At 59.3% G+C, this 23,314-nt stretch carries 33 protein-coding genes; 26 read left to right on the plus strand and 7 right to left on the minus strand.

The window, feature by feature from the left end; all coding sequences use genetic code 11:
* Positions 1 to 3: 3 nt before the first annotated feature.
* From LUB09_RS05270 to LUB09_RS05370, 22 genes are all read left to right on the plus strand, one after another.
* Positions 4 to 615 carry a phage baseplate assembly protein V gene (locus LUB09_RS05270; protein WP_231421863.1) on the plus strand — a complete coding sequence of 204 codons (612 nt, stop codon included), beginning with the start codon at positions 4 to 6 and terminating at the stop codon, positions 613 to 615.
* A gap of 9 nt (positions 616 to 624) precedes the next feature.
* The gene (locus LUB09_RS05275) at positions 625 to 957 is read left to right on the plus strand and encodes a hypothetical protein (RefSeq protein WP_015371360.1); all 333 of its coding nucleotides are present in this window, start codon (positions 625 to 627) and stop codon (positions 955 to 957) included.
* The gene (locus LUB09_RS05280) at positions 954 to 1,949 is read left to right on the plus strand and encodes a baseplate J/gp47 family protein (protein ID WP_231421864.1); all 996 of its coding nucleotides are present in this window, start codon (positions 954 to 956) and stop codon (positions 1,947 to 1,949) included. The genes LUB09_RS05275 and LUB09_RS05280 overlap by 4 nt, the downstream gene beginning before the upstream one ends.
* On the plus strand, positions 1,946 to 2,584 hold the full coding sequence (locus LUB09_RS05285; protein ID WP_209989329.1) for a phage tail protein I: 639 nt from the start codon (positions 1,946 to 1,948) through the stop codon (positions 2,582 to 2,584). Before LUB09_RS05280 ends, LUB09_RS05285 begins: the two co-directional genes overlap by 4 nt.
* Positions 2,581 to 3,111, plus strand: coding sequence for a phage tail protein (locus LUB09_RS05290; RefSeq protein ID WP_231421865.1), 531 nt, complete (start codon positions 2,581 to 2,583; stop codon positions 3,109 to 3,111). The genes LUB09_RS05285 and LUB09_RS05290 overlap by 4 nt, the downstream gene beginning before the upstream one ends.
* Positions 3,112 to 3,163: 52 nt before the next feature.
* Positions 3,164 to 3,916 carry a hypothetical protein gene (locus LUB09_RS05295; protein WP_231421866.1) on the plus strand — a complete coding sequence of 251 codons (753 nt, stop codon included), beginning with the start codon at positions 3,164 to 3,166 and terminating at the stop codon, positions 3,914 to 3,916.
* Between the two features lie 9 nt (positions 3,917 to 3,925).
* Positions 3,926 to 4,162, plus strand: coding sequence for a tail fiber assembly protein (locus LUB09_RS05300; RefSeq protein WP_231421867.1), 237 nt, complete (start codon positions 3,926 to 3,928; stop codon positions 4,160 to 4,162).
* Between the two features lie 85 nt (positions 4,163 to 4,247).
* The gene (locus LUB09_RS05305) at positions 4,248 to 4,421 is read left to right on the plus strand and encodes a hypothetical protein (RefSeq protein ID WP_169793791.1); all 174 of its coding nucleotides are present in this window, start codon (positions 4,248 to 4,250) and stop codon (positions 4,419 to 4,421) included.
* Positions 4,422 to 4,423: 2 nt separating this feature from the next.
* A complete protein-coding gene (locus LUB09_RS05310; protein ID WP_209989338.1) occupies positions 4,424 to 5,590 on the plus strand; it encodes a phage tail protein in 1,167 nt (388 codons plus the stop codon).
* The gene (locus LUB09_RS05315) at positions 5,590 to 6,096 is read left to right on the plus strand and encodes a phage major tail tube protein (RefSeq protein ID WP_209989341.1); all 507 of its coding nucleotides are present in this window, start codon (positions 5,590 to 5,592) and stop codon (positions 6,094 to 6,096) included. The genes LUB09_RS05310 and LUB09_RS05315 overlap by 1 nt, the downstream gene beginning before the upstream one ends.
* Positions 6,097 to 6,279: 183 nt before the next feature.
* Positions 6,280 to 6,852: a phage tail assembly protein gene (locus LUB09_RS05320; RefSeq protein ID WP_231421868.1), complete on the plus strand. Its 573-nt coding sequence runs from the start codon at positions 6,280 to 6,282 to the stop codon at positions 6,850 to 6,852.
* Positions 6,849 to 6,974 carry a hypothetical protein gene (locus LUB09_RS23870; RefSeq protein ID WP_015371366.1) on the plus strand — a complete coding sequence of 42 codons (126 nt, stop codon included), beginning with the start codon at positions 6,849 to 6,851 and terminating at the stop codon, positions 6,972 to 6,974. Before LUB09_RS05320 ends, LUB09_RS23870 begins: the two co-directional genes overlap by 4 nt.
* Before the next feature lie 5 nt (positions 6,975 to 6,979).
* On the plus strand, positions 6,980 to 8,821 hold the full coding sequence (locus LUB09_RS05325; protein WP_231421869.1) for a phage tail tape measure protein: 1,842 nt from the start codon (positions 6,980 to 6,982) through the stop codon (positions 8,819 to 8,821).
* Positions 8,821 to 9,204, plus strand: coding sequence for a phage tail protein (locus LUB09_RS05330; RefSeq protein ID WP_003231366.1), 384 nt, complete (start codon positions 8,821 to 8,823; stop codon positions 9,202 to 9,204). Before LUB09_RS05325 ends, LUB09_RS05330 begins: the two co-directional genes overlap by 1 nt.
* The gene (locus LUB09_RS05335) at positions 9,197 to 9,409 is read left to right on the plus strand and encodes a tail protein X (RefSeq protein WP_057007712.1); all 213 of its coding nucleotides are present in this window, start codon (positions 9,197 to 9,199) and stop codon (positions 9,407 to 9,409) included. Before LUB09_RS05330 ends, LUB09_RS05335 begins: the two co-directional genes overlap by 8 nt.
* Before the next feature lie 9 nt (positions 9,410 to 9,418).
* Positions 9,419 to 10,429, plus strand: coding sequence for a contractile injection system protein, VgrG/Pvc8 family (locus LUB09_RS05340; RefSeq protein WP_231421870.1), 1,011 nt, complete (start codon positions 9,419 to 9,421; stop codon positions 10,427 to 10,429).
* Between the two features lie 21 nt (positions 10,430 to 10,450).
* A complete protein-coding gene (locus LUB09_RS05345) occupies positions 10,451 to 11,008 on the plus strand; it encodes a glycoside hydrolase family 19 protein (protein WP_209989360.1) in 558 nt (185 codons plus the stop codon).
* Entirely contained in the window at positions 10,996 to 11,496 is a 501-nt protein-coding gene (locus tag LUB09_RS05350; RefSeq protein WP_231421871.1) for a lysis system i-spanin subunit Rz, read from the plus strand. The genes LUB09_RS05345 and LUB09_RS05350 overlap by 13 nt, the downstream gene beginning before the upstream one ends.
* Positions 11,497 to 11,577: 81 nt before the next feature.
* On the plus strand, positions 11,578 to 12,078 hold the full coding sequence (locus LUB09_RS05355) for a CinA family protein (RefSeq protein ID WP_231421872.1): 501 nt from the start codon (positions 11,578 to 11,580) through the stop codon (positions 12,076 to 12,078).
* A gap of 83 nt (positions 12,079 to 12,161) precedes the next feature.
* Positions 12,162 to 13,220: a recombinase RecA gene (recA, locus tag LUB09_RS05360; RefSeq protein WP_003231359.1), complete on the plus strand. Its 1,059-nt coding sequence runs from the start codon at positions 12,162 to 12,164 to the stop codon at positions 13,218 to 13,220.
* Positions 13,221 to 13,228: 8 nt separating this feature from the next.
* Positions 13,229 to 13,696: a recombination regulator RecX gene (gene recX / locus LUB09_RS05365; RefSeq protein ID WP_231421873.1), complete on the plus strand. Its 468-nt coding sequence runs from the start codon at positions 13,229 to 13,231 to the stop codon at positions 13,694 to 13,696.
* Positions 13,697 to 13,869: 173 nt separating this feature from the next.
* Positions 13,870 to 14,745, plus strand: a complete 876-nt coding sequence (locus tag LUB09_RS05370; protein ID WP_231421874.1) for a hypothetical protein — start codon at positions 13,870 to 13,872, stop codon at positions 14,743 to 14,745.
* Positions 14,746 to 14,929: 184 nt separating this feature from the next.
* Here the strand turns inward: LUB09_RS05370 and LUB09_RS05375 are convergent, their stop codons facing one another.
* Both LUB09_RS05375 and LUB09_RS05380 read right to left on the minus strand, forming a co-directional pair.
* Complete coding sequence (locus LUB09_RS05375; protein WP_231421875.1) at positions 14,930 to 16,042, minus strand: TIGR00730 family Rossman fold protein; 1,113 nt, start codon at positions 16,040 to 16,042, stop codon at positions 14,930 to 14,932.
* Positions 16,043 to 16,251: 209 nt separating this feature from the next.
* Positions 16,252 to 16,692, minus strand: a complete 441-nt coding sequence (locus LUB09_RS05380) for a PA3611 family quorum-sensing-regulated virulence factor (RefSeq protein WP_057007719.1) — start codon at positions 16,690 to 16,692, stop codon at positions 16,252 to 16,254.
* A 179-nt stretch (positions 16,693 to 16,871) separates the two neighbouring features.
* On the opposite strand from LUB09_RS05380, the gene LUB09_RS05385 reads away from it, so the two are divergent.
* The 3 genes from LUB09_RS05385 (at position 16,872) to LUB09_RS05395 (ending at position 18,804) form a co-directional block, all read left to right on the plus strand.
* Complete coding sequence (locus LUB09_RS05385) at positions 16,872 to 17,597, plus strand: tRNA-uridine aminocarboxypropyltransferase (protein WP_231421876.1); 726 nt, start codon at positions 16,872 to 16,874, stop codon at positions 17,595 to 17,597.
* Positions 17,598 to 17,715: 118 nt separating this feature from the next.
* Positions 17,716 to 18,366: a response regulator transcription factor ErdR gene (erdR, locus tag LUB09_RS05390; RefSeq protein ID WP_003231349.1), complete on the plus strand. Its 651-nt coding sequence runs from the start codon at positions 17,716 to 17,718 to the stop codon at positions 18,364 to 18,366.
* Positions 18,367 to 18,441: 75 nt separating this feature from the next.
* Entirely contained in the window at positions 18,442 to 18,804 is a 363-nt protein-coding gene (locus LUB09_RS05395; RefSeq protein WP_209989377.1) for a diacylglycerol kinase, read from the plus strand.
* A 3-nt stretch (positions 18,805 to 18,807) separates the two neighbouring features.
* Here the strand turns inward: LUB09_RS05395 and LUB09_RS05400 are convergent, their stop codons facing one another.
* Positions 18,808 to 19,734 (minus strand): LysR family transcriptional regulator, encoded by a 927-nt coding sequence (locus LUB09_RS05400; protein WP_003231346.1) that lies wholly within the window; start codon positions 19,732 to 19,734, stop codon positions 18,808 to 18,810.
* 125 nt (positions 19,735 to 19,859) lie between these two features.
* Between LUB09_RS05400 and fpr the strand changes: the two genes are divergently transcribed.
* Complete coding sequence (gene fpr, locus LUB09_RS05405; RefSeq protein WP_003231344.1) at positions 19,860 to 20,639, plus strand: ferredoxin-NADP reductase; 780 nt, start codon at positions 19,860 to 19,862, stop codon at positions 20,637 to 20,639.
* A gap of 136 nt (positions 20,640 to 20,775) precedes the next feature.
* Here the strand turns inward: fpr and tsaA are convergent, their stop codons facing one another.
* The 4 genes from tsaA to LUB09_RS05425 form a co-directional block, all read right to left on the minus strand.
* Positions 20,776 to 21,471 carry a tRNA (N6-threonylcarbamoyladenosine(37)-N6)-methyltransferase TrmO gene (gene tsaA / locus LUB09_RS05410; RefSeq protein ID WP_209989380.1) on the minus strand — a complete coding sequence of 232 codons (696 nt, stop codon included), beginning with the start codon at positions 21,469 to 21,471 and terminating at the stop codon, positions 20,776 to 20,778.
* 3 nt (positions 21,472 to 21,474) lie between these two features.
* Positions 21,475 to 21,936 (minus strand): DUF1456 family protein, encoded by a 462-nt coding sequence (locus LUB09_RS05415; protein WP_057007725.1) that lies wholly within the window; start codon positions 21,934 to 21,936, stop codon positions 21,475 to 21,477.
* A gap of 69 nt (positions 21,937 to 22,005) precedes the next feature.
* Complete coding sequence (locus LUB09_RS05420; protein ID WP_209989384.1) at positions 22,006 to 22,716, minus strand: rRNA pseudouridine synthase; 711 nt, start codon at positions 22,714 to 22,716, stop codon at positions 22,006 to 22,008.
* 67 nt (positions 22,717 to 22,783) lie between these two features.
* On the minus strand, positions 22,784 to 23,272 hold the full coding sequence (locus tag LUB09_RS05425; protein WP_231421877.1) for a GNAT family N-acetyltransferase: 489 nt from the start codon (positions 23,270 to 23,272) through the stop codon (positions 22,784 to 22,786).
* Positions 23,273 to 23,314 lie beyond the last annotated feature (42 nt).

Raw genomic sequence — 23,314 nt, forward strand, 5'->3', positions numbered from 1 at the left:
CTCATGTTCGACGCGCTCTTACGCATGCAACTGGGGCCGATTGTCGAGCGTCTGGCAGAAATGGAAGCCCAACTCGAAGACCTGTATCGACGTGCCGACAGTTTCTGCCGAATCGGCGTTTGCCAGCAGGTCGATGCTGCCGCCAATACCTGCAAGGTCAGCCATGGCGATCTGCTCACGCCGGCTATTCGCTTTTTCAATCCCAGCGCCGGTGCGCAAACCGAAACGCGCATTCCATCGGTGGGTGAGCAGTGCCTGTTGCTCAACTACGGCGGCGGCGAAGGAGGTGCGCAGTCCGTGGCCTTGTTCGGCCTCAACAGCAGTCTGTTTCCGCCAGTCTCCAGCGTTGCGTCTTTAACCCGGCGCCGCCATCAGGACGGTACGCAGAGCGACTACGACGACGCCAGCCACACGTTCAACTGGGTCAACGGCCCGACCACCTTTACCGGTTCGCGCGAACAGATCGAGGCCCGAGTCGGCGCCGCCAGCCTGATCCTCAGCGCCCAGGGCATCGCGCTGCAAATCGGCGGCACAGCGTTGTTGCTTGACGCCAGTGGTGCGCATTTCAGCGGCCCGGTGGTGGACCACCAAGGGCGCCTCATCAGCCCCCGATAAGGACATCCCATGATCGGTATCGACCGAAACAGCGGGGCAGCCGTCGATGACTGGCTGCAATTCGTGCAGCGCGCCACCCGAGCGCTCACCACTCCCTTGGGCACTCGCCAGAAGCGTCCGTTGTACGGCTCGCGGGTGCCGCAACTGCTGGGCCAGAACCTTGGCGATGACCTGCTGATTCTTGCGCAGAGCCACGCCGCCCAGGCGTTCTACAACGCGCAGAACGGCATCGGCGACTTTCAACCCCAGGTCATCGTCGCCACTCGCCAGGGTGCCGGCTTGCTGCTGCGCTTCTCCGGCACCTGGAAAAACCGCCAACAAACCTTCGAGGTCGTGACATGAGCATGCTGATCCCAGGCCAGAACCAGCTGGCGGAACCGGCCATCATTGCGGTGGACGAGTTCGAACCCTTGCTGGCCGAATTCAAGGCGTTCGTGGTGGATTATGTTGCCACCCGCGCGCCGCAAAGCGCGGCCAAACTCAAGGTCAGCCTCGACAACGAAAGCGAACTGCTGACCCTGGCCCTGGAAGCCTTTTGCGTGCGTCTGCAAACCCATGAGCGCAAATACAACGCCCGCATCAAGCAGATGCTGGCGTGGTGGGCCACCGGCAGCAACCTGGATGCACGCCTGGCCGATATGGGCCTGGAACGCCAGGTGCTGGACCCCGGCGACCCGGCCGCTTTCCCGCCGGTGCCGCCGACCCTGGAAAGCGACGACGACGCCAGGCTGCGCTACTACCTCGCTCCCCACGCCCCGGCCGCCGGCTCACGCATGCAGTACCGCCGCGAAGTGTTCACCCTCGGCGAACGGCCGGCGGTGAATGTGCAGAGCGCGACACCGGGCGTGGTCACGGTCACGTACACCTTCGACCCGGACGGGTATGCGGTGCGGGTCAAGGATGGCAATGGGCGGCGAACCGCACCGGGTGAGGTCATGGTCACTGTCCTGGCGCGGGAGGGCGATGGCACACCGTCTGCCGACTTGCTGGACGGCGTGCGACGGCATTTCGCACGGCCGGATGTACGCCCGGAAACCGACCTGGTCAGTGTGCAAGGTGCGCACATCCTGCCGTACAAAATCCGCGTGGTCGCGAAGATCAATGCCGGACCGGATTCCGGACTCACCCAGGTCGCCGCGCAAAAGCTGCTGCAGGCATACGCCGAGTCCTGCCATCGCCTGGAAGGGCGGGTGGACCCGAGCTGGATCGACTATGCCATCCACAGTGCTGGCGCGGCGCAATTGCAGATCCTTGAACCGCTGGAGCCGATTGTCAGCTCGGCGTTCGAGGCCCCTTATTGCACGGGTGTCGAGGTGGAGGTGCGCACGCTATGAGTGAACTCAAAGCAAGTTTGTTGCCGGCCAACAGTTCACCGCTGGAAAAGGCGCTGGATTTGGGGTTCGGGGTATTGCTCGACCGGGTCATGCCGCCGTTTCCGGCGCTGATGAACCCGCTGCACACTCCGAGCGAGTTTCTTCCTTATCTGGCTGCCGATCGCGGTGTCAGCGAATGGGATGCCGATGCCAGCGAGTCAGAAAAGCGACTCACCGTGGCCCTGTCCTGGCAGATCCAGCGTCAGGCTGGCACCCCCAAGGCGTTGAGCCATGCGGTGGAGTCACTGGGTTTTACCCCCGACATCAGTGCCTGGTTTCAGCAACACCCCATCGGTACGCCGTATACCTTCGACGTGCAGGCGATCATCGGGCGCAGTTGGTCCAGTGGTGATCACAATCGGCTGATCCGCCGCGTCAACGCCGCGAAAAGCGAGCGGGACCAGGCCACGATCACCATTGTTCACGAGACCGAAGGTCAGCTTGCGCTCACACAGGTTCTCGATGCCCCGTTAAGCGACGGGGAGTTTTATCTGGACGGCGCGTTGCCGGAATTGGCGCTGACTGCCCGGCTTAACAGTACCGGGCTCGCCCGGCACTACACCATTAACGACTACGACCTCAGGGCGCAGCCATGACAGATGACATCACGCGCCTGGTGCGCTTCACCTCCAAGGGATTGGATGAAGTGCTGCAGGCAAAGAACCAGGGCTTGAAAGGCGAAATCACCCACATCGGCGCCGGCACCGGCCGCTACACCCCCGACGGCACTGAAGTTGCCCTGCGCGATGAGCGCCAGCGGGTCGCCATTGTGGATTACGAAGACCTGGGCGACCACCAGCTCAGGATGGCGGCGCTGTTTGACGGCGACGGCGAGTATGAGATTGGCGAGTTCGGATTTTATCTCGCCAGTGGAACCTTGCTGGCGGTGTATGCCGTGGCCGGGAAGTTGCTGACGTATAAAGCGGCGGCGGCGCGGGTACTGCAAAAGTTTACGTTGGATGTTTCGCCGTTGCCGGCGGACAGCGTGACGATTGTGGTGGGGAGTGACAACTTGAATGTGCTATTGACTGATGAGATTGCGGCCTTGTCGGCCGCAAGTATAGACAATATGGCACGCGGTGTAGGGGTTCTATTTCGAGTAATGGAAATCGAAAAAAAATAGAGCGTTTTTATTGATTTTAAATGACGCTTTATAAGCGTTTAGGAGCATTGTTTTGAGTATTGAACAGCAACTTTCTGCCGTCGTTAGCGCGGCAAATAGCTTGACTAATGTTGTTACCGGAAAAGTCGGGGAAATTGACAAGGCGATAGCGGATGCCCGCTTGGCGTATGACGCTCAATTGGCAGAGTTGAAAAATAGACTCCCAAGATTAGCGGTCAGTAAGAACTTTAATCTTTCCCCCAATGCTGACGGAACACTGATTGAAAATTGGGGGATTCATGCTGAAGTGACGCCCACTAAGCTGCGAGCTATCACCCCTGTGTCACAAGCGGCCGGACGCCCCCAAACTGATGTGGATTTCTTGCTTCAGGTGCAGGCAGATGTGCGTGAGCAATATCCAAACTTTGATATCAGGGCGAGCGACTATTGGCGTACGTTTGTATATCTGTGGCAAATGAAGTGGTCGGTGTCAGGAGTTAGTCCTTGGCTCGCGTTCCCTTACACGGTAGATATGGCGCTCGCGAATGGCTCTGGTGCAGTACCGCAGAACTCCTACCTGACCGTAGGCGCGTTCGTGCGTCTTTTGGAAGGTAGCGTTTCCGGAGCATGGAGCAATGGCGTTGAAAAGGGCAAGTGGCGTTGGTGTTCCAGTGTAATTTCTCCTACAGAATTGTTTGGAACTTATTACCATCTGCACCCGATGCGCACCTCATCAACTGGCGTTGTTGAGGTGATGCTGGCAGGGGCTTGCACAGGCGTTGTAACCAACCCAGGTGATTGGGGAACGATGTTGGCTCTAGGCTGAGGAGAGAATATGAAACCACTATTTATACCTGCTGAACTTCATCCGATTATCAAGTGGGAAATGATTCGTAACGCAAGAGATCAAGACTTGTCGGCGAGTGATTATGCAGCAATGCCAGACTATCCGATGCTAGACACCCATAAACTCATATTTGCTGAGTATCGTCAGAAACTGCGTGATATTCCAGATCAGGGAGGAGATCCAGACGCAGTTCTCTGGCCATCCAAACCCGACTTCCTGAAATAACTGATAACCGCGAAAGCGGTTTTTTTTCGCCTCCCAAAGCCCCTCCCGCAGGGGCTTTGGCGTTTTCCACCTGGAGAATTTCACCATGCCCACCCGCCAAACCTACACCGTCCTCATCCCATTCCCCATCGGGGGTGGCCACTGGTCCACCGCCGGCGAGGAACTGGAACTGCTGGACGTCGAAGCATCCGCGCTGCGCACCGCCGGCCGTCTGGAACTGACCAGCGTCCTCAACTCCACCCCCAAGAAGGCTGAATAATCATGGCTGAGGTTTTGAACTTCGAGCACAACGGCATCACCGTCAACGCCACCGAATCCCCCGAGGCCATGGGTGGCCTGGGCGATAACGTAATCGGTCTGGTCGGCACCGCGCCGAACGCCCACGGGTCGATCCCGAAAAACGCGCCGTTCCGTATCAACAGCTTCACCACCCAGGCGCTGCTGGACCCCACCGGTACTGAGTCGGGCACGCTGTTTCAAGCGGTGTACCAGATCCTCAAAGTGGTGAAGGTGCCGGTCTACGTGGTGATCGTGGAGGAGGGCGCAACCCCGGCCGACACCCTCAACAACGTGATTGGCGGCAACGAACCCGTCACCGGTCGCAAGCTGGGCCTGGCGGCCCTGAGCAGCGTCCCTGAAGACCTGACCATCATTGGCGCCCCGGGCTTCACCGGCACCAAGGCCGTGGCCAGCGAGTTTGCTGCCTTCGGCAAGCGCATCAAGGCCCGTGTGGTGCTTGATGGCAAAGACGCCAGTGTTGCCGACCAGGTGACCTACAGCGGTGAACTGGGCGGTGCCGACCTCGGCTTCGACCGCTGCCTGCTGGTACACAACATGCCGTCGGTGTACTCCAAGGCGGCGAAGAAAAACGTGTTCCTGTCGCCGTCGTCCCTGGCCATCGCCGCACTGGCCAAGGTCAAGCAGTGGGAAAGCCCGGGCAATCAGGTGACCTTCGCTGAGGACGTTTCCCGCGTGGTCGAGTACAACATCCTCGACACCTCCACCGAAGGCGACCTGCTCAACCGCTATGGCGTGAGCTACTACGCCCGCACCATCCTCGGCGGCTTCTCGCTGCTGGGTAACCGTTCCCTCACCGGCAAGTTCATCAGCTACGTCGGCCTGGAAGACGCCATCAGCCGCAAGCTGGTCAAGGCCGGGCAGAAAGCCATGGCCAAGAACCTCACCAAGTCCTTCATGGACCAGGAGGTCAAGCGCATCAACGACTGGCTGCAAACCCTGGTCGCCGACGAAACCATCCCCGGCGGCAGCGTGTACCTGCACCCGGAATTGAACAGCGTCGAGAAGTACAAGAACGGCACCTGGTTCATCGTCATCGACTACGGCCGCTACGCGCCGAACGAACACATGGTTTATCAACTCAACGCCCGCGATGAAATCATCGAGCAGTTCCTGGAGGACGTTCTCTAATGTTTACCAACCGAGTCAGACAGGCCATTGCGGCCACCCTTCAAGGCCTGCCATTGTCCGCGACCGTTGAGGAATTCACCCCGCCGAAGATCGAATTCGATATGGAAGCCATGTCCGGTGGCCGCTTCATTGCTGAAGAAATGGCCAAGAGCGGCAAGGTGCTCAATGCCACCTTGATCCTGCAGGGGGCCGGCCCGGAAATCATGCTGGCCCTGGGCGTACGCACGGGCGACGACATCCTGCTGAACGTGCGTGAGGCCGGTCAGGATCAGGACGGCAAGACCTATTTCACCTACCACACGGTCGGCGGCAAGTTGAAATCCCTGGGCGAAGCCAAGCTGAAAATGGGCGAAAAGGCGCTCACCACGTTGGAGCTGTCGTGCCGCACCTACAACCGTTTGGATAACGGCATTTCGGTGATCGACATCGACGTACGCACCCAGAAATTCGTGCTCAATGGCGTCGACATTCTCGGCGACGCCCGCCGCGCAGTACTGATGCCCTAAACATTCCGGCAACCTGAAGCGCGCACGGTTTATGTGGGAGCTGGCTTGCCTACGATGGCATCCCCTCGATTCAGCAAATACACCGAGTCGCCTGCATCGCGGGCAAGCCCGGCTCCCACATTGGCCGCGCCCGGCTTCACGGTTGCGGTGCTTTATATCCCACTTTCATCAAGGAATAGCCCCATGGCCTGGATGCCACCGCTGCATCGCCTGCTGTCCCCGATCACCGCCGACACCGGCGCTGCGATCGAGCAAGTGCAACTCAAACCGCTGTTCTACGCCGCGCAGAAAGACGCGCTGGCCCGGGCCGGTGATGACGAGGACGACCAGTTTTTCGAACTGGCGAAACTCGCCACTGGCCTGTCGGAAAAAGAGCTCGACCAACTCAAGCGCCCGGACTACGTGAGCATTGCGCAATACGTGCATGAAATGTCGACTCGCCCGGCGTCGTTCTTCCTGCAAACGCACGAAGAAAGCCGTCACGACGAGCCGGTCCAGTTGTTGCTGCCGCTCCATGCCGCCGGCCGCACGCTGACCGAACTGCCCCTGGAAATGCCCGCGCTGCGTGCCACCAAGGTGATGAAAAAACTCGCCACCAACAAAGAGCGCGCCGAGTTCATCACCGCTCACTGCACCGGCCTGATGATCCCTGACCTGGGCGACTTGACCGTGCCCGACTGGACGCAATTGCAGGAGCGCATCGACGATTTTTTAAATCAACCGGCGGACTTCTTTCGCAGCGCGACATCGAAGTGATCCTTGATGTGGTACCGCTGGTTTACTCGGTAAATGAAGCGGACATCCTCGATTGGGATGCCGCAAAAGCGTTGCGCCGCTACGACATCGCGATCACTCGCCTTGGCGTCAAACAGGAGTAAGCGGGATGCAGGACAAGTATTCGCTCGCATATGCCATGGTCAAGGATAGCCAGGGTGTATTCAGCAACGCAGGCGGCGCGAAGGGTGCCGGTAGTATTAACCCAGGCCAGTGGGTATCTGAAAATCATGCAGAGGCGGCGCCATTGTCCTCGATGGGCCTGGCGCTGACCAATGCCGGCTTGCAACTCAATGGTCTTTCGCTGTCCCTGGGATTACTGCGCGATGATGTGGACGCGCTGCAAGCCTCCTTTTCGCAGCTTAAGACGATGGGCATTGAACCGCCCAAACTTGAAAAGCGCAGCGATGAGAAGACAACCACCGAAGCTAAGTCGAGCACATCGCAAGAACTGCGGGTGATCCGTGAAGCCATGACGCTGCGCGACGTAAAGAGCCTCGATCCGGTCGCGGCCTTTCAACACTCGTTTGCTGTGCCAGCTATCAAGGAAAAAACCATAACGCAACTGCGCGAAGCGTCCTCAATGAGCGAGGAGCGGCTCTCCACGACGCTCAAGCCTGCACCGGTACTCTGGGAAGACGTGTGGCTCCAGACCAAGACCGACGTGATGGACGGAGCCAATGCTTGGGCCGGCACATCGCCGGCTGCCGCCACCACTGTGAAAACCGCTGAGGCGGTGATTCTCCCGGTGTTTTCACCTGTGTTTACCGACTTTTTTTCGGGTTTGGGAGATACGATAAAAAGTCGGGTGACTAGCAATGTGGTCGACGTGACGCTGGGCAAACTGCCTTGGGGACTCAGCAAACTGTTCAAGAGCGACGGCTTTAAAAAAGATCAGTCGTGCTGCTGTGCTACTGCAACCCAAGCCTCACTGAGCAGTCGCCGCTCCAGTCGCAGAGGCTCTTCTGCCCGGAAAAAGGGTAGCAATAGGCCCAACTCGCAGAAAAACCAGAGGGCGCGCAACACGCAGAAGAAACGGGAGGCGCAGAAGAAACAGGCCTCTGTGGCGAGGCCGGTGATTACAAAGCGGGCACCTGTGAAAAGCGGTGTCGTGATGTCGACGCTACGCAGCCTGTCTGAGCGCTTCATAAAACCCTTATTCCCGGCGCAGTCCAATGGTTTCCATGCCGGAGCACCCGGACAAGGCTTGCAGTCGCACAGCGTCCAGGTAAATAGCCGAACCACCAGCACTGATCTGCGTCATTCGATATCAAGTGGAACGCCGGGGCTGGTTGAAGCCTTGGAACGCGGGGGCGTGCCCCTGCTCTCCGAAGTTCGCGCAACCACCCAACCACACACGGCGCCCCCCAGCCATGAGCGTTCAGCCGTGCCCGTGGTAACTCATCCTCCAAAAATACCTACCTCTGGGCTGTTGGGCGCGATGAGTAAACTGGAGTCTGCCGGCGCCCGCCGCCTTGGCCCGCTGAAGTATGTCGACACCGCCGTTGACGTGGTCCAGGGCGTACGCAATGGCGACGCCAAGGCCGTCGGTGCTGGCCTTAGCACCGCTGGCGGCGCCTGGGCAGGAGCATCCGCCGGCGCCGCGCTCGGCACCCTGGTTTTCCCTGGTATTGGCACCGCAGTCGGCGGCGCCATCGGTGGCTTGCTGGGCAGCGAAGCAGGCAGTTGGCTGGGTGACAAACTGTTCAGCTCAAATGATCGCTTGCCTGCGCCTAACGCGCTTAGCAAGGAACTCAACAGTGCCCGCACCGACAACGTCCAGGTCACGCTTTCACCCAGTATCCAGATCACCGGCGTCAACCTCGCCGATGCCCAGCAGGTCGTCAACCAGGTGATCCAGGCCCTGCAGTTCCAATGCCTGCCGATGGTGACCGACACCCTGGGCATCCGACGTAATGCGGCACTGGCCGATCCATCAGGAGGTGATTGATGCGACAACAAATGGTGCTCGGCGACTTTATTTTCGGCCTGTCCCGAGGGTTCGCCTATTCCACGCTGTCCCGCGCCAGCGATGGCGGCTGGCAGGACCTGGCGATTATCGCCAGCAAGCCGCAGTCGCGACAGAACGGCCAGAAGCTGGAAAAACTGACCTTCGGCGGTACCGCGATGTACGCCGTGGGCATGCAGCGACTGGACGAACTGCGTGCCTTGCAGAATGCCCGCGCGCCGCTGCCGTTGGTCGACGGTATCGGCCGCAATTGGGGCCTGTGGCGGATCAATTCGGTGACGGAAGCCCAAAGCAACGTGATCGATGACGGCACCGCCATGGTCATGACCTGGACCCTTGAACTGGAGGAATTCGTCAATGCGTAGAGTGCGAAGTATTGCCGGGGATTCGGTCAACCTGCTGCTCTACCGGGAGTTGGGCCGTTGCGACGATAGCGCGGAGGAAACGCTTTGGCGTCTGAACCCTGAGCTTGCCGAGTACGGCCCGGTGCTGCCGGCAGGTGTGTGGGTGATTGTGCCTGAGCTGGCGTCGCGGCCTTCTGCCGTGCGTCCCGTTTCGGCCTGGGATTAAGGAGGCGGCATGGCACAGGGATTTACCCCCAGCGTGGAGTTTTACGGCGCCAATGCGGCGCTGCTCAATCAACGCTTGATGCATTGGAGTCACACTGATGCGGCGGGCATTGAGGCCGATCGGCTGGAACTGACCCTCAATATCGAGGGCCTGGAGGGCTTGCCCAGCCTGAGCGGCAAGATCGGCCTGCGAGTCGGTTATCAGGAGTCCGGACTGGTGGAGAAAGGCGAGTTCGTGATTACCCAAAGAACGCCGGTGCTGTTTCCCATGCGCTTGATGATCGTCGCCACTGCTGCACCTTTCAGCGTGCAGGATGCCAGTGGCTATCGTCAGCGTCGCTCTGCCAGTTACGGGCCGACCACCCTGGGCGCACTGTTTCGCCAACTGGTCAGTCGCCACGGCTACTCACCGCGCGTGGCGCCCGAGCTGGACGGGATTGCGATTGCCCACGTCGACCAGTCCAACGAAAGCGACATGGCATTCATCACCCGTTTGGCCAAGCGTTATCGTGCGGTGACCAAGCCGATCAACGAGCTGTATGTGCTGGCGGAAGCCGGGCGGGTCAAAACGCTTTCCGGTCAACTGTTGCCGGACGTCACGTTATCGGTGACCCGCGACAATCGCCCCGGTGAACCGGCCTTCATCACCGCCACGCTCGACGAAAAATCGCGCTCGAAGTACATGGGCAGTCGCGCTGCCTGGTGGGATGCCGCAGCGGGCAAGCAACGTGTGGCCCAGGTTGGCGTCGCGCCGTTCAAGACACTGCGCCAGCGCTATCAGAACCAGGCCGAAGCGCAGTCCGTTGCTGAAGCGGAATTGCGTCGGGTCGGCCGCGAGGGCCTGACATTGATGATCGATTGTCCGGGTAACCCGCTGCTGGCCGCCGAAGGTCTGTTGCTGTTGGATGAGTCCTGGCCGTCGTACATGCAGGGCCGCTGGTCGATCAATAAGGTGACGCACGTGGGCGACCCGGCGACGGGCTATCGCAGTTCCATCATTGCCGGCGGTTTGTCGACATAGGCTTTTTCCAGAGTAACAACTATGGTGATATCACTCGCGCAGCTTATTAATGTCATGCCCTTGTCCCGCCCCAGAGCGGGCTTTTTTTTAACGGCGTTGAATGACGCCAGCGTCCTTTATGAGATTAATACCGCAAAACGCTGGGCGGCGTTCCTCGCACAGATCGGCCACGAGTCCGGCCAACTGCGCTATGTGCGCGAACTGGGCAGTGATCAATACCTCAGCAAATACGACACCGGTACCCTGGCCGCGCGCCTGGGCAATACGCCCCAAGCCGATGGCGACGGCCAGAAGTATCGGGGCAGGGGACTGATCCAGGTCACCGGGCGGCGCAACTACCTCGCCTGCAGCCAGGCATTGTTCGGTGATGACCGTCTGCTGCAACAACCTGAACTGCTGGAGCAGCCGCAGTGGGCCTGTGCGTCTGCGGCGTGGTTCTGGCAGAGCAATGGCCTGAACGAGCTGGCAGATATAGACCAGTTCACCACCATCACGCGGCGCATCAATGGCGGACTTAATGGCCTGGAGGATCGTTTGCAATTATGGGAACAGGCGAAGGCGGTGTTATGCGCTTTCTAGCGGTGTATCGACTGATCGGTTTGAGCCTGTTGATTGCCGTGGTGTGGCAGGTGCAGGCCTGGCGCTTGGGGGCGCAGCTTGAGCGCCAGTCGGCAGCCCATGCGCAAGCGCTCAGCCAGCAAAGCCAGGCGGCGTTGCGCCAGCAACAGGCAGAACAGGATAAACGCCTGGCCCTTGAGCAGCAGCTCAGCGCCAGCGACAAACAACATGCACAGGAGTTGAGCGATGCCCAACGTAACCAGACTGCTCTGCGTGACCGCCTGGCCACTGCTGATGTGCGGCTGTCAGTCCTTCTCGACCCCGCCGACGCCATCAGTTGCAGTGCAGTGCCTGCCCCCACCGCCGCCGGCAGCGTGGTTCATGCAGCCACGCGAGCCCGACTTGACCCGGCGCATGCTCAGCGAATTATCGGCATCACCGACGACGGTGATAACGCCCTGATCGCCTTGCGTGCGTGTCAGGCCTATGTGCGAGCGATTGTGCGTTAGCGTCTTGATGCACGCTGCAACTTGCATGGTTGATTGGCTCCTGTAGGGTAGGCGAACGCCCGCCCACTCCCGGAGACGACCGTGAACGAAATCACCCAGCTTGCCGCTAAACTCGGCCGCCGTTTGCAGGTGCTCAATGCCCATGTCACCACGGCCGAGTCGTGTACGGGCGGCGGCATCGCAGAGGCCATCACGCGAATCCCCGGCAGCTCGGCCTGGTTCGAGGCGGGTTATGTCACCTATTCCAATCGGCAGAAGACTCGGCAATTGAATGTGCCGGAGCCGTTGTTCGCTAAGGTTGGGGCGGTCAGCCAGCAGGTAGTGGAAGCGATGGTGCGTGGTGCGCAGGAGAAAAGCCTGTCGCGCTTTGCCGTGGCAGTCAGTGGCGTGGCCGGCCCCGATGGTGGTTCGCCGGACAAGCCGGTGGGCACCGTCTGGCTGGCGTGGGGGGTGGGTGATGAGGTGTCGGCGCAGTTGGCGCACTTTCCCGGCAACCGGGATGAGGTCCGCCGACAAACGGTAAAAGCCGCGCTGGAGGGCTTGTTGCGACGAGCTGCAGCAGAAATGGAAAATCAGGGGTAGGCGATCTCTGATCTTTGTGGAACAATACTGTCTACTTATACAGGTGTTGGCCGCCAGGCCTTATTGATTACGTGAGGACTTTAATGGACGACAACAAGAAGAAAGCCTTGGCTGCGGCCCTGGGTCAGATCGAACGTCAATTCGGCAAGGGTGCCGTAATGCGTATGGGCGATCACGACCGTCAGGCGATCCCGGCTATTTCCACTGGCTCTCTGGGTCTGGACATCGCGCTCGGCATTGGCGGTCTGCCAAAAGGCCGTATCGTCGAAATCTACGGTCCTGAATCTTCCGGTAAAACCACTCTGACCCTGTCGGTGATTGCCCAGGCACAAAAGATGGGCGCGACCTGCGCATTCGTCGACGCCGAGCACGCCCTCGACCCCGAGTACGCCGGCAAGCTGGGCGTCAACGTCGACGACCTGCTGGTTTCCCAGCCGGACACTGGCGAGCAGGCCCTGGAAATCACCGACATGTTGGTGCGCTCCAACGCCATCGACGTGATCGTGGTCGACTCCGTGGCAGCCCTGGTACCCAAGGCTGAAATCGAAGGCGAAATGGGCGACATGCACGTGGGCCTGCAAGCCCGTCTGATGTCCCAGGCGCTGCGTAAAATCACCGGTAACATCAAGAACGCCAACTGTCTGGTTATCTTCATCAACCAGATCCGTATGAAAATCGGCGTGATGTTCGGCAGCCCGGAAACCACCACCGGTGGTAACGCGCTGAAGTTCTACGCGTCGGTCCGTCTGGATATCCGCCGTACTGGCGCGGTGAAAGAAGGTGACGAAGTAGTCGGTAGCGAAACCCGCGTTAAAGTCGTGAAGAACAAGGTCGCTCCGCCGTTCCGTCAGGCTGAGTTCCAGATTCTTTACGGCAAGGGTATCTACCTGAACGGCGAGATGATCGACCTGGGCGTGCTGCACGGTTTCGTCGAGAAGTCTGGCGCCTGGTATGCCTACAACGGCAGTAAGATCGGCCAAGGCAAGGCCAACTCGGCCAAGTTCCTGGCAGAGAACCCGGATATTGCGGCCACGCTTGAGAAGCAGATTCGCGACAAGCTGCTTACCGCAGCGCCGGATGTGAAGGCTGCCGCCAACCGTGAGCCGGTTGAAGAAGTGGAAGAAGCTGACACTGATATCTGAAGCAAACGATGACCGTTGTATTGGATACACTCGTCGCCGTTCGGCGCACTGCAATGGACCTGCTCGCTCGCCGCGAGCATGGTCGGGTCGAGCTGACGCGTAAATTGCGTCAGCGCGGCGCAGAGCCCGAAATGATCGAAACAGCCCTGGACCGTTTGACGGAAGAAGGTCTGCTGTCGGAATCCCGTTATCTCGAAAGTTTCGTGTCCTATCGAGCCCGCTCCGGTTATGGCCCTGCGCGAATCCGCGAAGATCTGAGCCAGCGTGGTCTGCAACGTGCCGATATCGACCTTGCCCTGCGCGAGTGCGGTATCAGTTGGCAAGCGCAGCTGGAAGACACCTGGCGTCGCAAGTTTTCTGGCCATCTGCCAATTGATGCCAGGGAGCGCGCGAAGCAAGGGCGTTTTTTGAGTTATCGCGGTTTTTCGATGGAGATGATCAGTCGCTTGTTAAGCGGCCGGGATATGGACGATTGAACAGCCTATAAGTAGGTGGGAGGGTTAAGTCTCTTCGTACCTTGAACGCGCTTGTAGTTAGAGCGCGGTGCAGAAAAAGCCCACTATGAAAATAGTGGGCTTTTTTTTGTTCCAGAAATTCGTTGAGTCACAAAAATCGGAGCTTCGCTTTGATCCGCCATAAAGGAGTCCCCATGAAACAGAAAGGAATCAGTATGAAGAAGATCATCATCGCGCTTACGTGCCTATTGTCTGCCGCAGCCCATGCCGAAAAATACTCTACCTATGCAGAGTCTCCTGGAACTGCTGTGGGATTCGTCACGTCAGTCGTTGACTATAGTCCTGGAAGTGGGGCATCTGGTGACGGCGCTATTCAAAGTAATGCAGTGGGCACGCCGGATGGTAAGTACCTGTCCCTGGGAAAGAGTGGCAGCGCAGTATTTAAAATGGGTCCCAATGCGCTCAAGGCTGATGGCACTTCAGCTGTCGACATCTACGTGTATGAGGCTGGCTGGTGGGATTCATTTGATGTGTACGTCTCAGCCAATGGCGTGTCGTACACCAGGCTGACACCCACAATTGTCTCCCAGGCATCCGGTGGTTCAGGCTCTTGGGCAGGTTTCAATATCGACGGACAAGTCGATAAGGTGCTTGCTTATCCTTATGTGAAGGTGGTCGACACCAGCAACAGCACCAGTGTAATCCCGGGCACCGATGGCGCCGATGTCGATGCCATCATGATTACAAGTGCTGCCAAGCCGGTAGGCAATAATGTGCTTTATGATACCGACACGCTTAACGGTGACACCTACAACCTCTATGCGGATGCGGACTCTGGTGTTGTAGGGGTAAAAGTCATTACATCGAACGGTGCGGTTATCTATATTCCATTTTCAGCGGGTAACACGCTGACACCCATCGCTGTTTCCGTCCAGTCTGATGTGAACGGTGATTCGGTAAATGACATTAATGTACTGGCAACTCGTAAATCCGATAATGCGCAGCTCAATATCTACCGTGATTTGACTGGCGCGTTCATCAAGACTGTTGATAATTCCGCCATCAAATAATGCGTGTAAAAAATGTGGGAGGGGGCTTGCTCCCGAAAGCAGTGTTTCAGTCAGTACAACGGTGACTGAACTATCGCTATCGGGAGCAAGCCCCCTCCCACATTGAACGCATTTTGCAAAATTTAAAGCACTGTGCAGAAAAGGCCCACTATGAAAATAGTGGGCCTTTTTTTTTGCTCAAAAATCAAGCTGGTTCCGGCGCCACTCGCTGCTGCGCTTTCCCTTGGGCCTCTGCCCAGTTCTCCGGCAAGTTGATGTAATCCACCAGCTCACGCAAACGGCCTTGATCGCGACCATTGAAGTTGAACACCAGTCGCGTCAGGTGGCTGAACTCCGGTTCATCGTGATCTTCCCCGGTGTAGGCCCGTTGCTGGAATTCTCCGCTCAAGCGCAGGCTGGCGAACTCATCCTGCAGGTGAGCCATTGCACGCTCGCTGAGGGCGTGATGCATGCGCAGCACAAACTCGCGCTTCAGCCAGCGTGTGGAATGGAAGTTGGCATAGAACTGGTTGATTTCTTCCACTGCTTCTTCTGCGGTGTACACCAACCGCACCAGCTTGAGGTCGGTGGGCAGGATATAGCGGTTGGCTTCCAGTTGGCTGCGGATAAAGTCCAAAGCGCCTTGCCAGAACCCGCCTCCCGGCGCATCCAGCAACACCACGGGTACCAGTGGGCTTTTGCCGGTCTGGATCAGCGTCAATACTTCCAGCGCTTCATCCAGCGTGCCGAAACCGCCGGGGCACAGCACCAACGCATCGGCTTCCTTGACGAAGAACAGTTTGCGGGTAAAAAAGAAATGGAAGGACAGCAGGTTATCGGTGCCATCGATGGTCGGGTTGGCGTGCTGTTCAAACGGCAGGGTAATGTTGAACCCCAGGCTGTGCTCCAGGCCTGCACCTTCATGCGCCGCAGCCATGATGCCGCCACCGCCACCGGTGATGACCATCAGGTCCGAGCGTGCAAGGGCGGCGCCGACTTCCCTTGCAAGTGCGTACAACGGACTTTCCATCGGCGTCCGGGCTGAGCCAAACACGGTTACCTTGCGCCGGCCCTTGAACTGCTCAAGCACGCGAAAGGCATGGTCCAGCTCGCGGATGGCGCGCAGGGTGATTTTGGCATTCCAGCGGTCCCGATCGTCCTGGGCCATGCGCAGGACGGTAAGAATCATGTCGCGATACAAAGGGATATTCTGACTGTTGGGAGCGATCAGTTGGAGCTGCGCGTCGACCTGCTGCGTGAGATCAGTCCCATTTTCTTCAAAGTGGCGTAATAGAAGCTCATTCGATTCATAAGGCATTCAACTTCTCCTTTTTTGCCCTGAAAAATATTACAGAACAGCAGTGAAACTGCTGCGAGCGAAAGGATGGGATGGCTTGATCATGGGCCGAAAAACCCTTGGCTGGCAACCGCTTATTGGCGGTCAAGCAAGTGTCTGGCTGTACGGGAGAAACTGACGCGGGGGAGTCACGCGCCCAGGGTCCTGGGCACGAGAGGATCAAGCAGGGCTTACTTTTTCTTTTTCGCGGCGGTCGGTGCCGGGCAATCCGCTTCCACGAACTTGACCGACGCCACAGGGCGGTTGGTCTTGTTCTCGGTAATTTCGTAGCGCATTACCGCGCCCTTGGCCATCAGCTCGCGGTAACCCGGATTCAGGCATACGCTCTGGCCCAGCTGGAAATACACAGCCTTGGGGTTGGCGCGCATCTGTTCGGCGCGGTCAGGCAGAACGCTGAGGTGATCGATCAGTTGCATGCCTTCAACGGTGTAGGCCACTTCCAGGGTTTTTTCGTCGATTTCCCGGGGCAGGTCCTTGTTACTTTCGGCCGCGACGCTTTGCAGCTTCCTGTTCATTTGGGCCTCCAGCAGTGAGGCCGCCTGGGCGCCAACAGGCAGCACCAGCGCGAGGGCGATGGACGGGGCAGCAAGGCGCAGCATGGAACGCAGCATGAAACTCTCCTGATTCGGTTACTGGTGCATAGACCCGCCACAGGGCTGTGCGTTCAGTGGCGCGAGATTATAGGTGAGCCCTGGCCACTACAGCCAGGCGTATCGCTGGTAAACTGCGGCCACTTTTACCTGCCACGAGTTTTTCCCGTGTCGATTGACCCGATTTTGCGGCGCACCCGATGAGCCACGCCGTTTTCCGCCTGCGCACCGAGCGTCTGGCGCGAGCCGTGCGCCCCTTCCTCAACCGTGGTTCGCGCGCCGAACGTTGCCCCAACTGCCGTGTGATTCCCGAGTATTGCCTGTGCGCCTGGCGACCAGCAGTCCACGCCCGGTCGGCCATGTGCCTGTTGATGCACGATGTCGAACCGATGAAACCCAGCAACACCGGCTGGCTGATTGCGGATGTCATTCACGACACCCGCGCATTCGCCTGGTCGCGCACCGAGGTTGATCCGGGTTTGCTCTCCTTGTTGGCCGACCCGCAGTGGCAACCCTACATCGTGTTTCCCGGTGAGTTTGTAACGCCTGAGCGGGTGGTCAGTGAAGTTCGCGTGGAGGAGGGCAAGCGCCCGTTGTTCATCCTGCTGGACGGCACCTGGAGCGAGGCGCGCAAGATGTTTCGCAAGAGCCCCTATCTGGAGCATCTGCCGGTGCTGAGCCTGGCGCCGGACCAGCTGTCGCGCTACAAGCTGCGGCGCTCCAAGCGTGATGATCATTTCTGCACGGCCGAAGTTGCAGCCCTGTGCCTGGAGCTGGCCGACGACCTGGCCGCCAGCGAAGTACTCGACGCCTACCTCGACGTGTTCAGCACCCATTACCTGGCCGCCAAATTCCAGTTGCCACTGGACCCGACCGACAACGTCCACACGCGCCTTGCGCCCTTTGTCCCGACGGCAAAGCCATGATGGCAAGGTAACGCCACAACCCGCTAAAATGCCCACGGCGTAGTGCTTGACCCTTCAGGCAGCGCTGAGCAAGCTGGGCGCCGATCAGGGGCCCCATAAAAACAGGATCATTTAATCAATGGCCACATACGAAATCCTGATAGCCGATGACCATCCGCTGTTTCGCAGTGCGCTGCATCAGGCCGTCACTCTGGGCCTGGGTCCGGATGTTCGCCTGGTCGAAGTGGCCAGCATTGCCGAACTGGAAGCGCGCCTCACCGAAAAAGCCGACTGGGACCTGGTGCTGCTCGACCTGAACATGCCGGGTGCCTACGGATTTTCCGGGCTGGTGCTGCTGCGTGGGCAGTATCCGCAGATCCCGGTGGTGATGGTCTCGGCCCAGGAAGACGCCGATGTGGTGGTGCGCTCCAAGGAGTTCGGCGCCAGCGGTTTCATCCCCAAGTCCAGCGCGATGGAAGATATTCAGCAGGCTGTGCGCACGGTATTGGACGGTGATGTGTCGTGGCCGCCGCAGGCGTTTGAAGAGATCAACGTGTCCGACGAAGCCAAGGCGGCCCGTGATGGCCTGGCGAGCCTGACGCCCCAGCAGTTCCGCGTATTGACCATGGTCTGCGAAGGGCTTCTGAACAAGCAGATTGCCTACGAGCTGAGCGTGTCGGAAGCGACCATCAAGGCCCACGTCACGGCAATCTTTCGCAAGCTTGGGGTGCGTACGCGAACCCAGGCGGCGTTGCTCTTGCAACAACTTGAGTCAATTTCGCAGCACTAAGCTGTTACCGCTTCACGCTTTTTTGACTTTGCGTGATCTAGTTTCCCCACTTCTTTGGTTCAGTTGCCTACATCTATGTCGCCTTTCAAGGGTCAAACCGGTATAAAACGTATCTTCAACGCTGGGGGCTATTCACTGGATGGCCTGCGCGCAGCCTTCACCGGCGAGGCGGCCTTTCGTCAGTTGGTGCTGCTCAACGTCGTCCTGGTGCCGCTGAGCTTTTTCCTGAGTGTCAGCCGGGTCGAGCGGGCGCTGATGATCGCAGTGTGCCTGCTGGCGTTGATCGTCGAGCTGCTCAATTCAGCGGTGGAAGCGGCCATCGACCGTATCTCCCTGGACCTCCACCCTCTGTCGAAGAACGCCAAGGACATGGGCAGCGCCGCGCAGTTTGTGGCGCTGACCATGATCGCGCTGGTGTGGGCCGTGATCCTCGTCTGATCCTCAGGCAATACTCGGCAGCACGATCTCGTCGCTGCGCTGGACTCCTGCGGTGAAGGCGCGGCACAGCTCCAGAAACTCGCGCATCGCCGAGGTCTGGTATTTCTGTTTATGCCAGATGAAGTAGAACTGCCGGGCCAGGTCCAGGTCCGGTGTTTCCACCGGCACCAGGCTGCCTCGGCGGAAGGCGTCGCGCAGCGCCAGGCGTGAGATGCAGCCAATCCCCAAACCCGATTCCACCGCGCGTTTGATCGCCTCTGTGTGCTCCAGCTCCAGGCGGATATTCAGCGTGCTGCGGTGATGGCGCATGGCTTGGTCGAAGGTCAGGCGCGTGCCCGAGCCTTGTTCCCGCAGAATCCACGCTTCACGGGTCAGCTCGTCCAGACTGGCCGTGCCGCGTTTAGCCAGGTGATGTTGCGGCGCGCAAAACACCACCAGCTCATCTTCCACCCAGGTTTGCACTTCGATATCCGGGTGGCTGCAGTCGCCTTCGATCAGACCCAGGTCAATTTCGTAGTGCGCCACCTGATGCACGATGTTGGCCGTATTCTGCACATGCAGCTTCACCTGACTTTCGGGGTGCTGCTGCATGAAGCTGCCGATCAGCAAGGTAGCCAGGTAATTGCCGATGGTCAGGGTCGCGCCGACCGCCAGGGAGCCGAAGCCGGACTTGCCGTTGAGCAGATCCTCGATCTCCTTGGCCTGGTCCAGCAGCGCCACTGCCTGGGGCAAGAGCTGATGGCCGAGGGCGTTGAGGCTCAGGCGTTTGCCGGCGCGGTCGAACAATTGGCAGCTGGATTGACGCTCCAGCTCGGTGATCGAGGTGCTGGCGGCAGATTGCGATAAGGCCAGAAGTCCAGCAGCGCGCGAAACGCTTTCCTGCTGGGCGACGGCGACGAAGACTTGCAGTTGACGGAGAGTAAATCGCATATCGATATAACCGATAACCCTTATCTTAATAATCCAGTTAACAGATATTGTCGCCGCCATTAGAATGCTGTGCAATTGCGCATCCACATCTTTGGCGCAGACCCATTTCCAGGAGTCCCCCGTACATGAGCAACATGAACCACGAGCGTGTCCTCAGTGTTCATCACTGGAACGACACTCTGTTCAGCTTCAAGTGCACCCGCGATCCGGGCCTGCGCTTCGAGAACGGTCAGTTCGTGATGATCGGCCTGCAACAGCCCAACGGCCGCCCGCTCATGCGCGCTTACTCGATTGCCAGCCCGAACTGGGAAGAGCATCTGGAGTTCTTCAGCATCAAGGTGCCGGATGGCCCGCTGACTTCCCAGTTGCAGCACTTGAAGGAAGGCGACGAGATCATCATCAGCAAGAAACCGACGGGCACCCTGGTGCTTGACGATCTGAAGCCGGGCAAACACCTGTACCTGCTCAGCACTGGTACTGGCCTGGCGCCCTTCATGAGCGTGATTCAGGACCCGGAAACCTACGAGCGTTTCGAAAAAGTGATCCTGTGCCACGGCGTGCGTTACGTCAACGAAGTCGCCTACCGCGAATTCATCACCGAGCACCTGCCGCAGAACGAATTCTTCGGCGAGGCCCTGCGTGACAAGTTGATCTACTACCCGACCGTGACCCGTGAGCCGTTCGAAAACGAAGGCCGCCTGACCGACCTGATGCGCAGCGGCAAGCTGTTCACCGACATCGGCCTGCCGCCAATCAACCCCGAGGACGACCGCGCCATGTTGTGCGGCAGCCCGAGCATGTTGGACGAAACCAGCGAAGTGCTGAACAGCTTCGGCCTGAAGGTCTCGCCACGCATGCGTGAGCCGGGTGATTACCTGATCGAACGCGCCTTCGTCGAAAAGTAATACCGAGCCAGTAACAACGCAGATCCAAGAAAATGTGGGAGGGGGCTTGCTCCCGATTGCTGAGTATCAGTCACCCGAGACAGTGACTGACACTCCGCAATCGGGAGCAAGCCCCCTCCCACATCTGGTTTGCGTGCTATTGAGCCGGCAGCACTTCCAGCACGCAAATCATCCCGGGCTCCGGATAGTGCCAACGCACATCCACATCCCAGAACTGCGCCCCATATTCGCGCTCTGACGTTGGCACCTGATACGCCGGCCTCGGGTCTTGCGCCAGGCACTGCTCGATCAGTTCCACCAGCGGCTCTTCCAGGCGCTGGGCATGGCCTTGCGCCTGTTGCAACGCAGCCTTGAGCCATTGCACGCCGATCAGTTGCGGCGCAGCGCTGGCAACGTCGTTGGTGGCAGTGTCGATGATGTCGGCATACGGCACGTACGGTTTGATATCCAGCACCGGCGTGCCGTCGAGCAGATCGATCCCGGAAATCCACAGGCGGCCCGCTTCCACTTTGTCCAGCTTCACCACCGACTGTCCGATGCCATTGGGCCGGTGGGTGGCGCGGGTGGCGAACACGCCCATCGACGTGTTGCCGCCCAGGCGCGGCGGGCGCACTTTGAGGCGCGGCTTGTCTTCCAGCGCTTGATGGAACACAAACAGCAGCCACACATGGCTGACCTGCTCCAGGCCCTGCACCGCCTCACCCTTGTCGAACGGCGCCACCAGTTCCAGCACGCCCCGCGCGGCAGGCGCCAATTGCGGTTGGCGCGGAATGGCGAACTTCTCCTTGAAACAGGAGCGCACGAAGCCGACAGGCGAGACGTTGTAGGTCATGGCTTACGCACGAACCCGCAGCGTCAGGCCCTTGAGGAAGTTACGCAGCAACTGGTCGCCGCACGGGCGATAGTTGGTGTGGCCGAACTTGCGAAACAGTGCGCTCAGCTCCGGCTTGGACACCGGAAACTCGGCGGCCTTGAGGATGGCGTGCATGTCGTCTTCTTTCAGTTCGAAGGCCACGCGCAGCTTCTTGAGGATGATGTTATTGGTCACCGGCGTTTCGATCGGCTGCGGCGGACGGCTTTCGTCCTTGCCACGCTTGAAGATCACCAAACCATCGAGGAAGTGCGCCATGACTTCGTCCGGGCAGAACACAAAGCCTTCTTCCTCATCTTTTTTGAGGTAGGTCAGCAGGTCTTCCTTGGTCACGTCCATGCCGCCGATCTTGATGATCTCGACCATCTTGTTGTCGCTGATGTCGAGCATGTAGCGCACGCTGCGCAGTACGTCGTTGTGAATCATGGTGGGCAATCCTGATATTCAACTGAGGACACCGCCCAATAGGCGGTGTCGAGAAAAGGGGAGCGGCGTTTAGAACTTCTCTTTGCCGGACAGATAGCGCCATTGGCCCACCGGCACCTTGCCGATGGACACGCCGCCGATACGGATGCGGCGAATGGCGACAACCTTCAGGCCAACGGCTTCGCAGAACAGCGCGATCACGCCCGGTTGCGGATTTTTCATCGCAAAGCGCAGGCGGTTTTCGTTCTGCCAGCTGGCCTTGACCGGCGGCAGTTCCTTGCCCTTGTACGTCAGGCCGTGGTTCAGGCGGTTGAGGCCGTGGGCAACCATGTCGCCTTCGACCTCCACCACATACTCCTGCTCGATCTTGGCGGCATCGGCGGTCAGCTTGCGCAGGATCTTCCAGTCCTGGGTGAACACCAGCAGGCCGCTGGCCTTGGCTTGCAGGTCAGCACTGGCGGTCAGGCGCAGGAAGTGGCCCTTGAGCGGGCGCTTGCTGAAACGGTGTTCTTCGGACAGCGTCTCGGCGCTGATCGAGGCCATCGCCGTCTCGGCATCCACGCCGGCCGGCGCGTGCAGCAGAATGGTCACCGGCTCCGGCACGGTGGCCTTGGCCTCCGGGTCCAGTTCGACCTTCTGCGTGGTGACCTTGAACTGCGGCTCGTCGATCACTTCACCGTCCACCGAGACCCATCCGCCTTCGATAAACAGCTCAGCCTCCCGACGGGAGCAACCGACCAGTTCGATAAGGCGTTTGGAGAGGCGTATGGGGTCAGTCATGACAAGGGCCGTAACAAAAAGGGGCGCCTATTGTACCTGCCTGGCGCCGGTTAATCCCGGCCCCATTTCAGCGCGCTTGAAAATGTGCGAGCGGGCTTGCCATGGATGGCTGACGCAAACGCAGGTGCAGCAACGGATAGGGCTGGCCCAGGCCGTCATGGGCCGTGCGTCCGACCACTTCAAAACCCTGCTTGAGGTAAAACCCCAGTGCCTTGGGGTTTTGCTCGTTCACATCAAGCGCCTCGGCATTCAAATGCTCGATTGCATAGCGCAGCAATTGGCGACCCAGGCCCTGGCCTCGGTGCAGCGGGTCGATAAACAGCATTTCGACCTTGCCTGCCGCCACCCCCGCGAACCCGGTGATGCGCTGGCGCGTGTCCTTGGTGCACACCAGCATCACCGCATCGAGGTAGCGGGTGAGCACCAGGTTTTTCAGTAGCGCAATGTAACTGTCCGGCAGGAAATCGTGGGTGGCCCGCACCGAGTCTTCCCAGATGCGTGTCAACTCTGTGTAGTCGCCGGTGTTGGGTGTATGGATGACCGAATGCTCGCGCATGTCTGCTGCTCCTTGCCTCGCTCTGCTCTGATGGGCAAAACA

The sequence above is a fragment of the Pseudomonas sp. Leaf59 genome, assembly GCF_920984685.1.
GTDB lineage: Bacteria > Pseudomonadota > Gammaproteobacteria > Pseudomonadales > Pseudomonadaceae > Aquipseudomonas.

Excerpts from the sequence above, each read along its gene's own strand:
- LUB09_RS05270 (WP_231421863.1), top strand. The coding sequence starts at position 4 with ATGTTCGACGCGCTCTTACGCATGCAACTGGGGCCGATTGTCGAGCGT.
- LUB09_RS05275 (WP_015371360.1), top strand. The coding sequence starts at position 625 with ATGATCGGTATCGACCGAAACAGCGGGGCAGCCGTCGATGACTGGCTG.
- LUB09_RS05280 (WP_231421864.1), top strand. The coding sequence starts at position 954 with ATGAGCATGCTGATCCCAGGCCAGAACCAGCTGGCGGAACCGGCCATC.
- LUB09_RS05285 (WP_209989329.1), top strand. The coding sequence starts at position 1,946 with ATGAGTGAACTCAAAGCAAGTTTGTTGCCGGCCAACAGTTCACCGCTG.
- LUB09_RS05290 (WP_231421865.1), top strand. The coding sequence starts at position 2,581 with ATGACAGATGACATCACGCGCCTGGTGCGCTTCACCTCCAAGGGATTG.
- LUB09_RS05300 (WP_231421867.1), top strand. The coding sequence starts at position 3,926 with ATGAAACCACTATTTATACCTGCTGAACTTCATCCGATTATCAAGTGG.
- LUB09_RS05305 (WP_169793791.1), top strand. The coding sequence starts at position 4,248 with ATGCCCACCCGCCAAACCTACACCGTCCTCATCCCATTCCCCATCGGG.
- LUB09_RS05310 (WP_209989338.1), top strand. The coding sequence starts at position 4,424 with ATGGCTGAGGTTTTGAACTTCGAGCACAACGGCATCACCGTCAACGCC.
- LUB09_RS05315 (WP_209989341.1), top strand. The coding sequence starts at position 5,590 with ATGTTTACCAACCGAGTCAGACAGGCCATTGCGGCCACCCTTCAAGGC.
- LUB09_RS05320 (WP_231421868.1), top strand. The coding sequence starts at position 6,280 with ATGGCCTGGATGCCACCGCTGCATCGCCTGCTGTCCCCGATCACCGCC.
- LUB09_RS05325 (WP_231421869.1), top strand. The coding sequence starts at position 6,980 with ATGCAGGACAAGTATTCGCTCGCATATGCCATGGTCAAGGATAGCCAG.
- LUB09_RS05330 (WP_003231366.1), top strand. The coding sequence starts at position 8,821 with ATGCGACAACAAATGGTGCTCGGCGACTTTATTTTCGGCCTGTCCCGA.
- LUB09_RS05335 (WP_057007712.1), top strand. The coding sequence starts at position 9,197 with ATGCGTAGAGTGCGAAGTATTGCCGGGGATTCGGTCAACCTGCTGCTC.
- LUB09_RS05340 (WP_231421870.1), top strand. The coding sequence starts at position 9,419 with ATGGCACAGGGATTTACCCCCAGCGTGGAGTTTTACGGCGCCAATGCG.
- LUB09_RS05345 (WP_209989360.1), top strand. The coding sequence starts at position 10,451 with ATGGTGATATCACTCGCGCAGCTTATTAATGTCATGCCCTTGTCCCGC.
- LUB09_RS05350 (WP_231421871.1), top strand. The coding sequence starts at position 10,996 with ATGCGCTTTCTAGCGGTGTATCGACTGATCGGTTTGAGCCTGTTGATT.
- recA (WP_003231359.1), top strand. The coding sequence starts at position 12,162 with ATGGACGACAACAAGAAGAAAGCCTTGGCTGCGGCCCTGGGTCAGATC.
- recX (WP_231421873.1), top strand. The coding sequence starts at position 13,229 with ATGACCGTTGTATTGGATACACTCGTCGCCGTTCGGCGCACTGCAATG.
- LUB09_RS05370 (WP_231421874.1), top strand. The coding sequence starts at position 13,870 with ATGAAACAGAAAGGAATCAGTATGAAGAAGATCATCATCGCGCTTACG.
- LUB09_RS05375 (WP_231421875.1), bottom strand. The coding sequence starts at position 16,042 with ATGCCTTATGAATCGAATGAGCTTCTATTACGCCACTTTGAAGAAAAT.
- LUB09_RS05380 (WP_057007719.1), bottom strand. The coding sequence starts at position 16,692 with ATGCTGCGTTCCATGCTGCGCCTTGCTGCCCCGTCCATCGCCCTCGCG.
- LUB09_RS05385 (WP_231421876.1), top strand. The coding sequence starts at position 16,872 with ATGAGCCACGCCGTTTTCCGCCTGCGCACCGAGCGTCTGGCGCGAGCC.
- erdR (WP_003231349.1), top strand. The coding sequence starts at position 17,716 with ATGGCCACATACGAAATCCTGATAGCCGATGACCATCCGCTGTTTCGC.
- LUB09_RS05395 (WP_209989377.1), top strand. The coding sequence starts at position 18,442 with ATGTCGCCTTTCAAGGGTCAAACCGGTATAAAACGTATCTTCAACGCT.
- LUB09_RS05400 (WP_003231346.1), bottom strand. The coding sequence starts at position 19,734 with ATGCGATTTACTCTCCGTCAACTGCAAGTCTTCGTCGCCGTCGCCCAG.
- fpr (WP_003231344.1), top strand. The coding sequence starts at position 19,860 with ATGAGCAACATGAACCACGAGCGTGTCCTCAGTGTTCATCACTGGAAC.
- tsaA (WP_209989380.1), bottom strand. The coding sequence starts at position 21,471 with ATGACCTACAACGTCTCGCCTGTCGGCTTCGTGCGCTCCTGTTTCAAG.
- LUB09_RS05415 (WP_057007725.1), bottom strand. The coding sequence starts at position 21,936 with ATGATTCACAACGACGTACTGCGCAGCGTGCGCTACATGCTCGACATC.
- LUB09_RS05420 (WP_209989384.1), bottom strand. The coding sequence starts at position 22,716 with ATGACTGACCCCATACGCCTCTCCAAACGCCTTATCGAACTGGTCGGT.
- LUB09_RS05425 (WP_231421877.1), bottom strand. The coding sequence starts at position 23,272 with ATGCGCGAGCATTCGGTCATCCATACACCCAACACCGGCGACTACACA.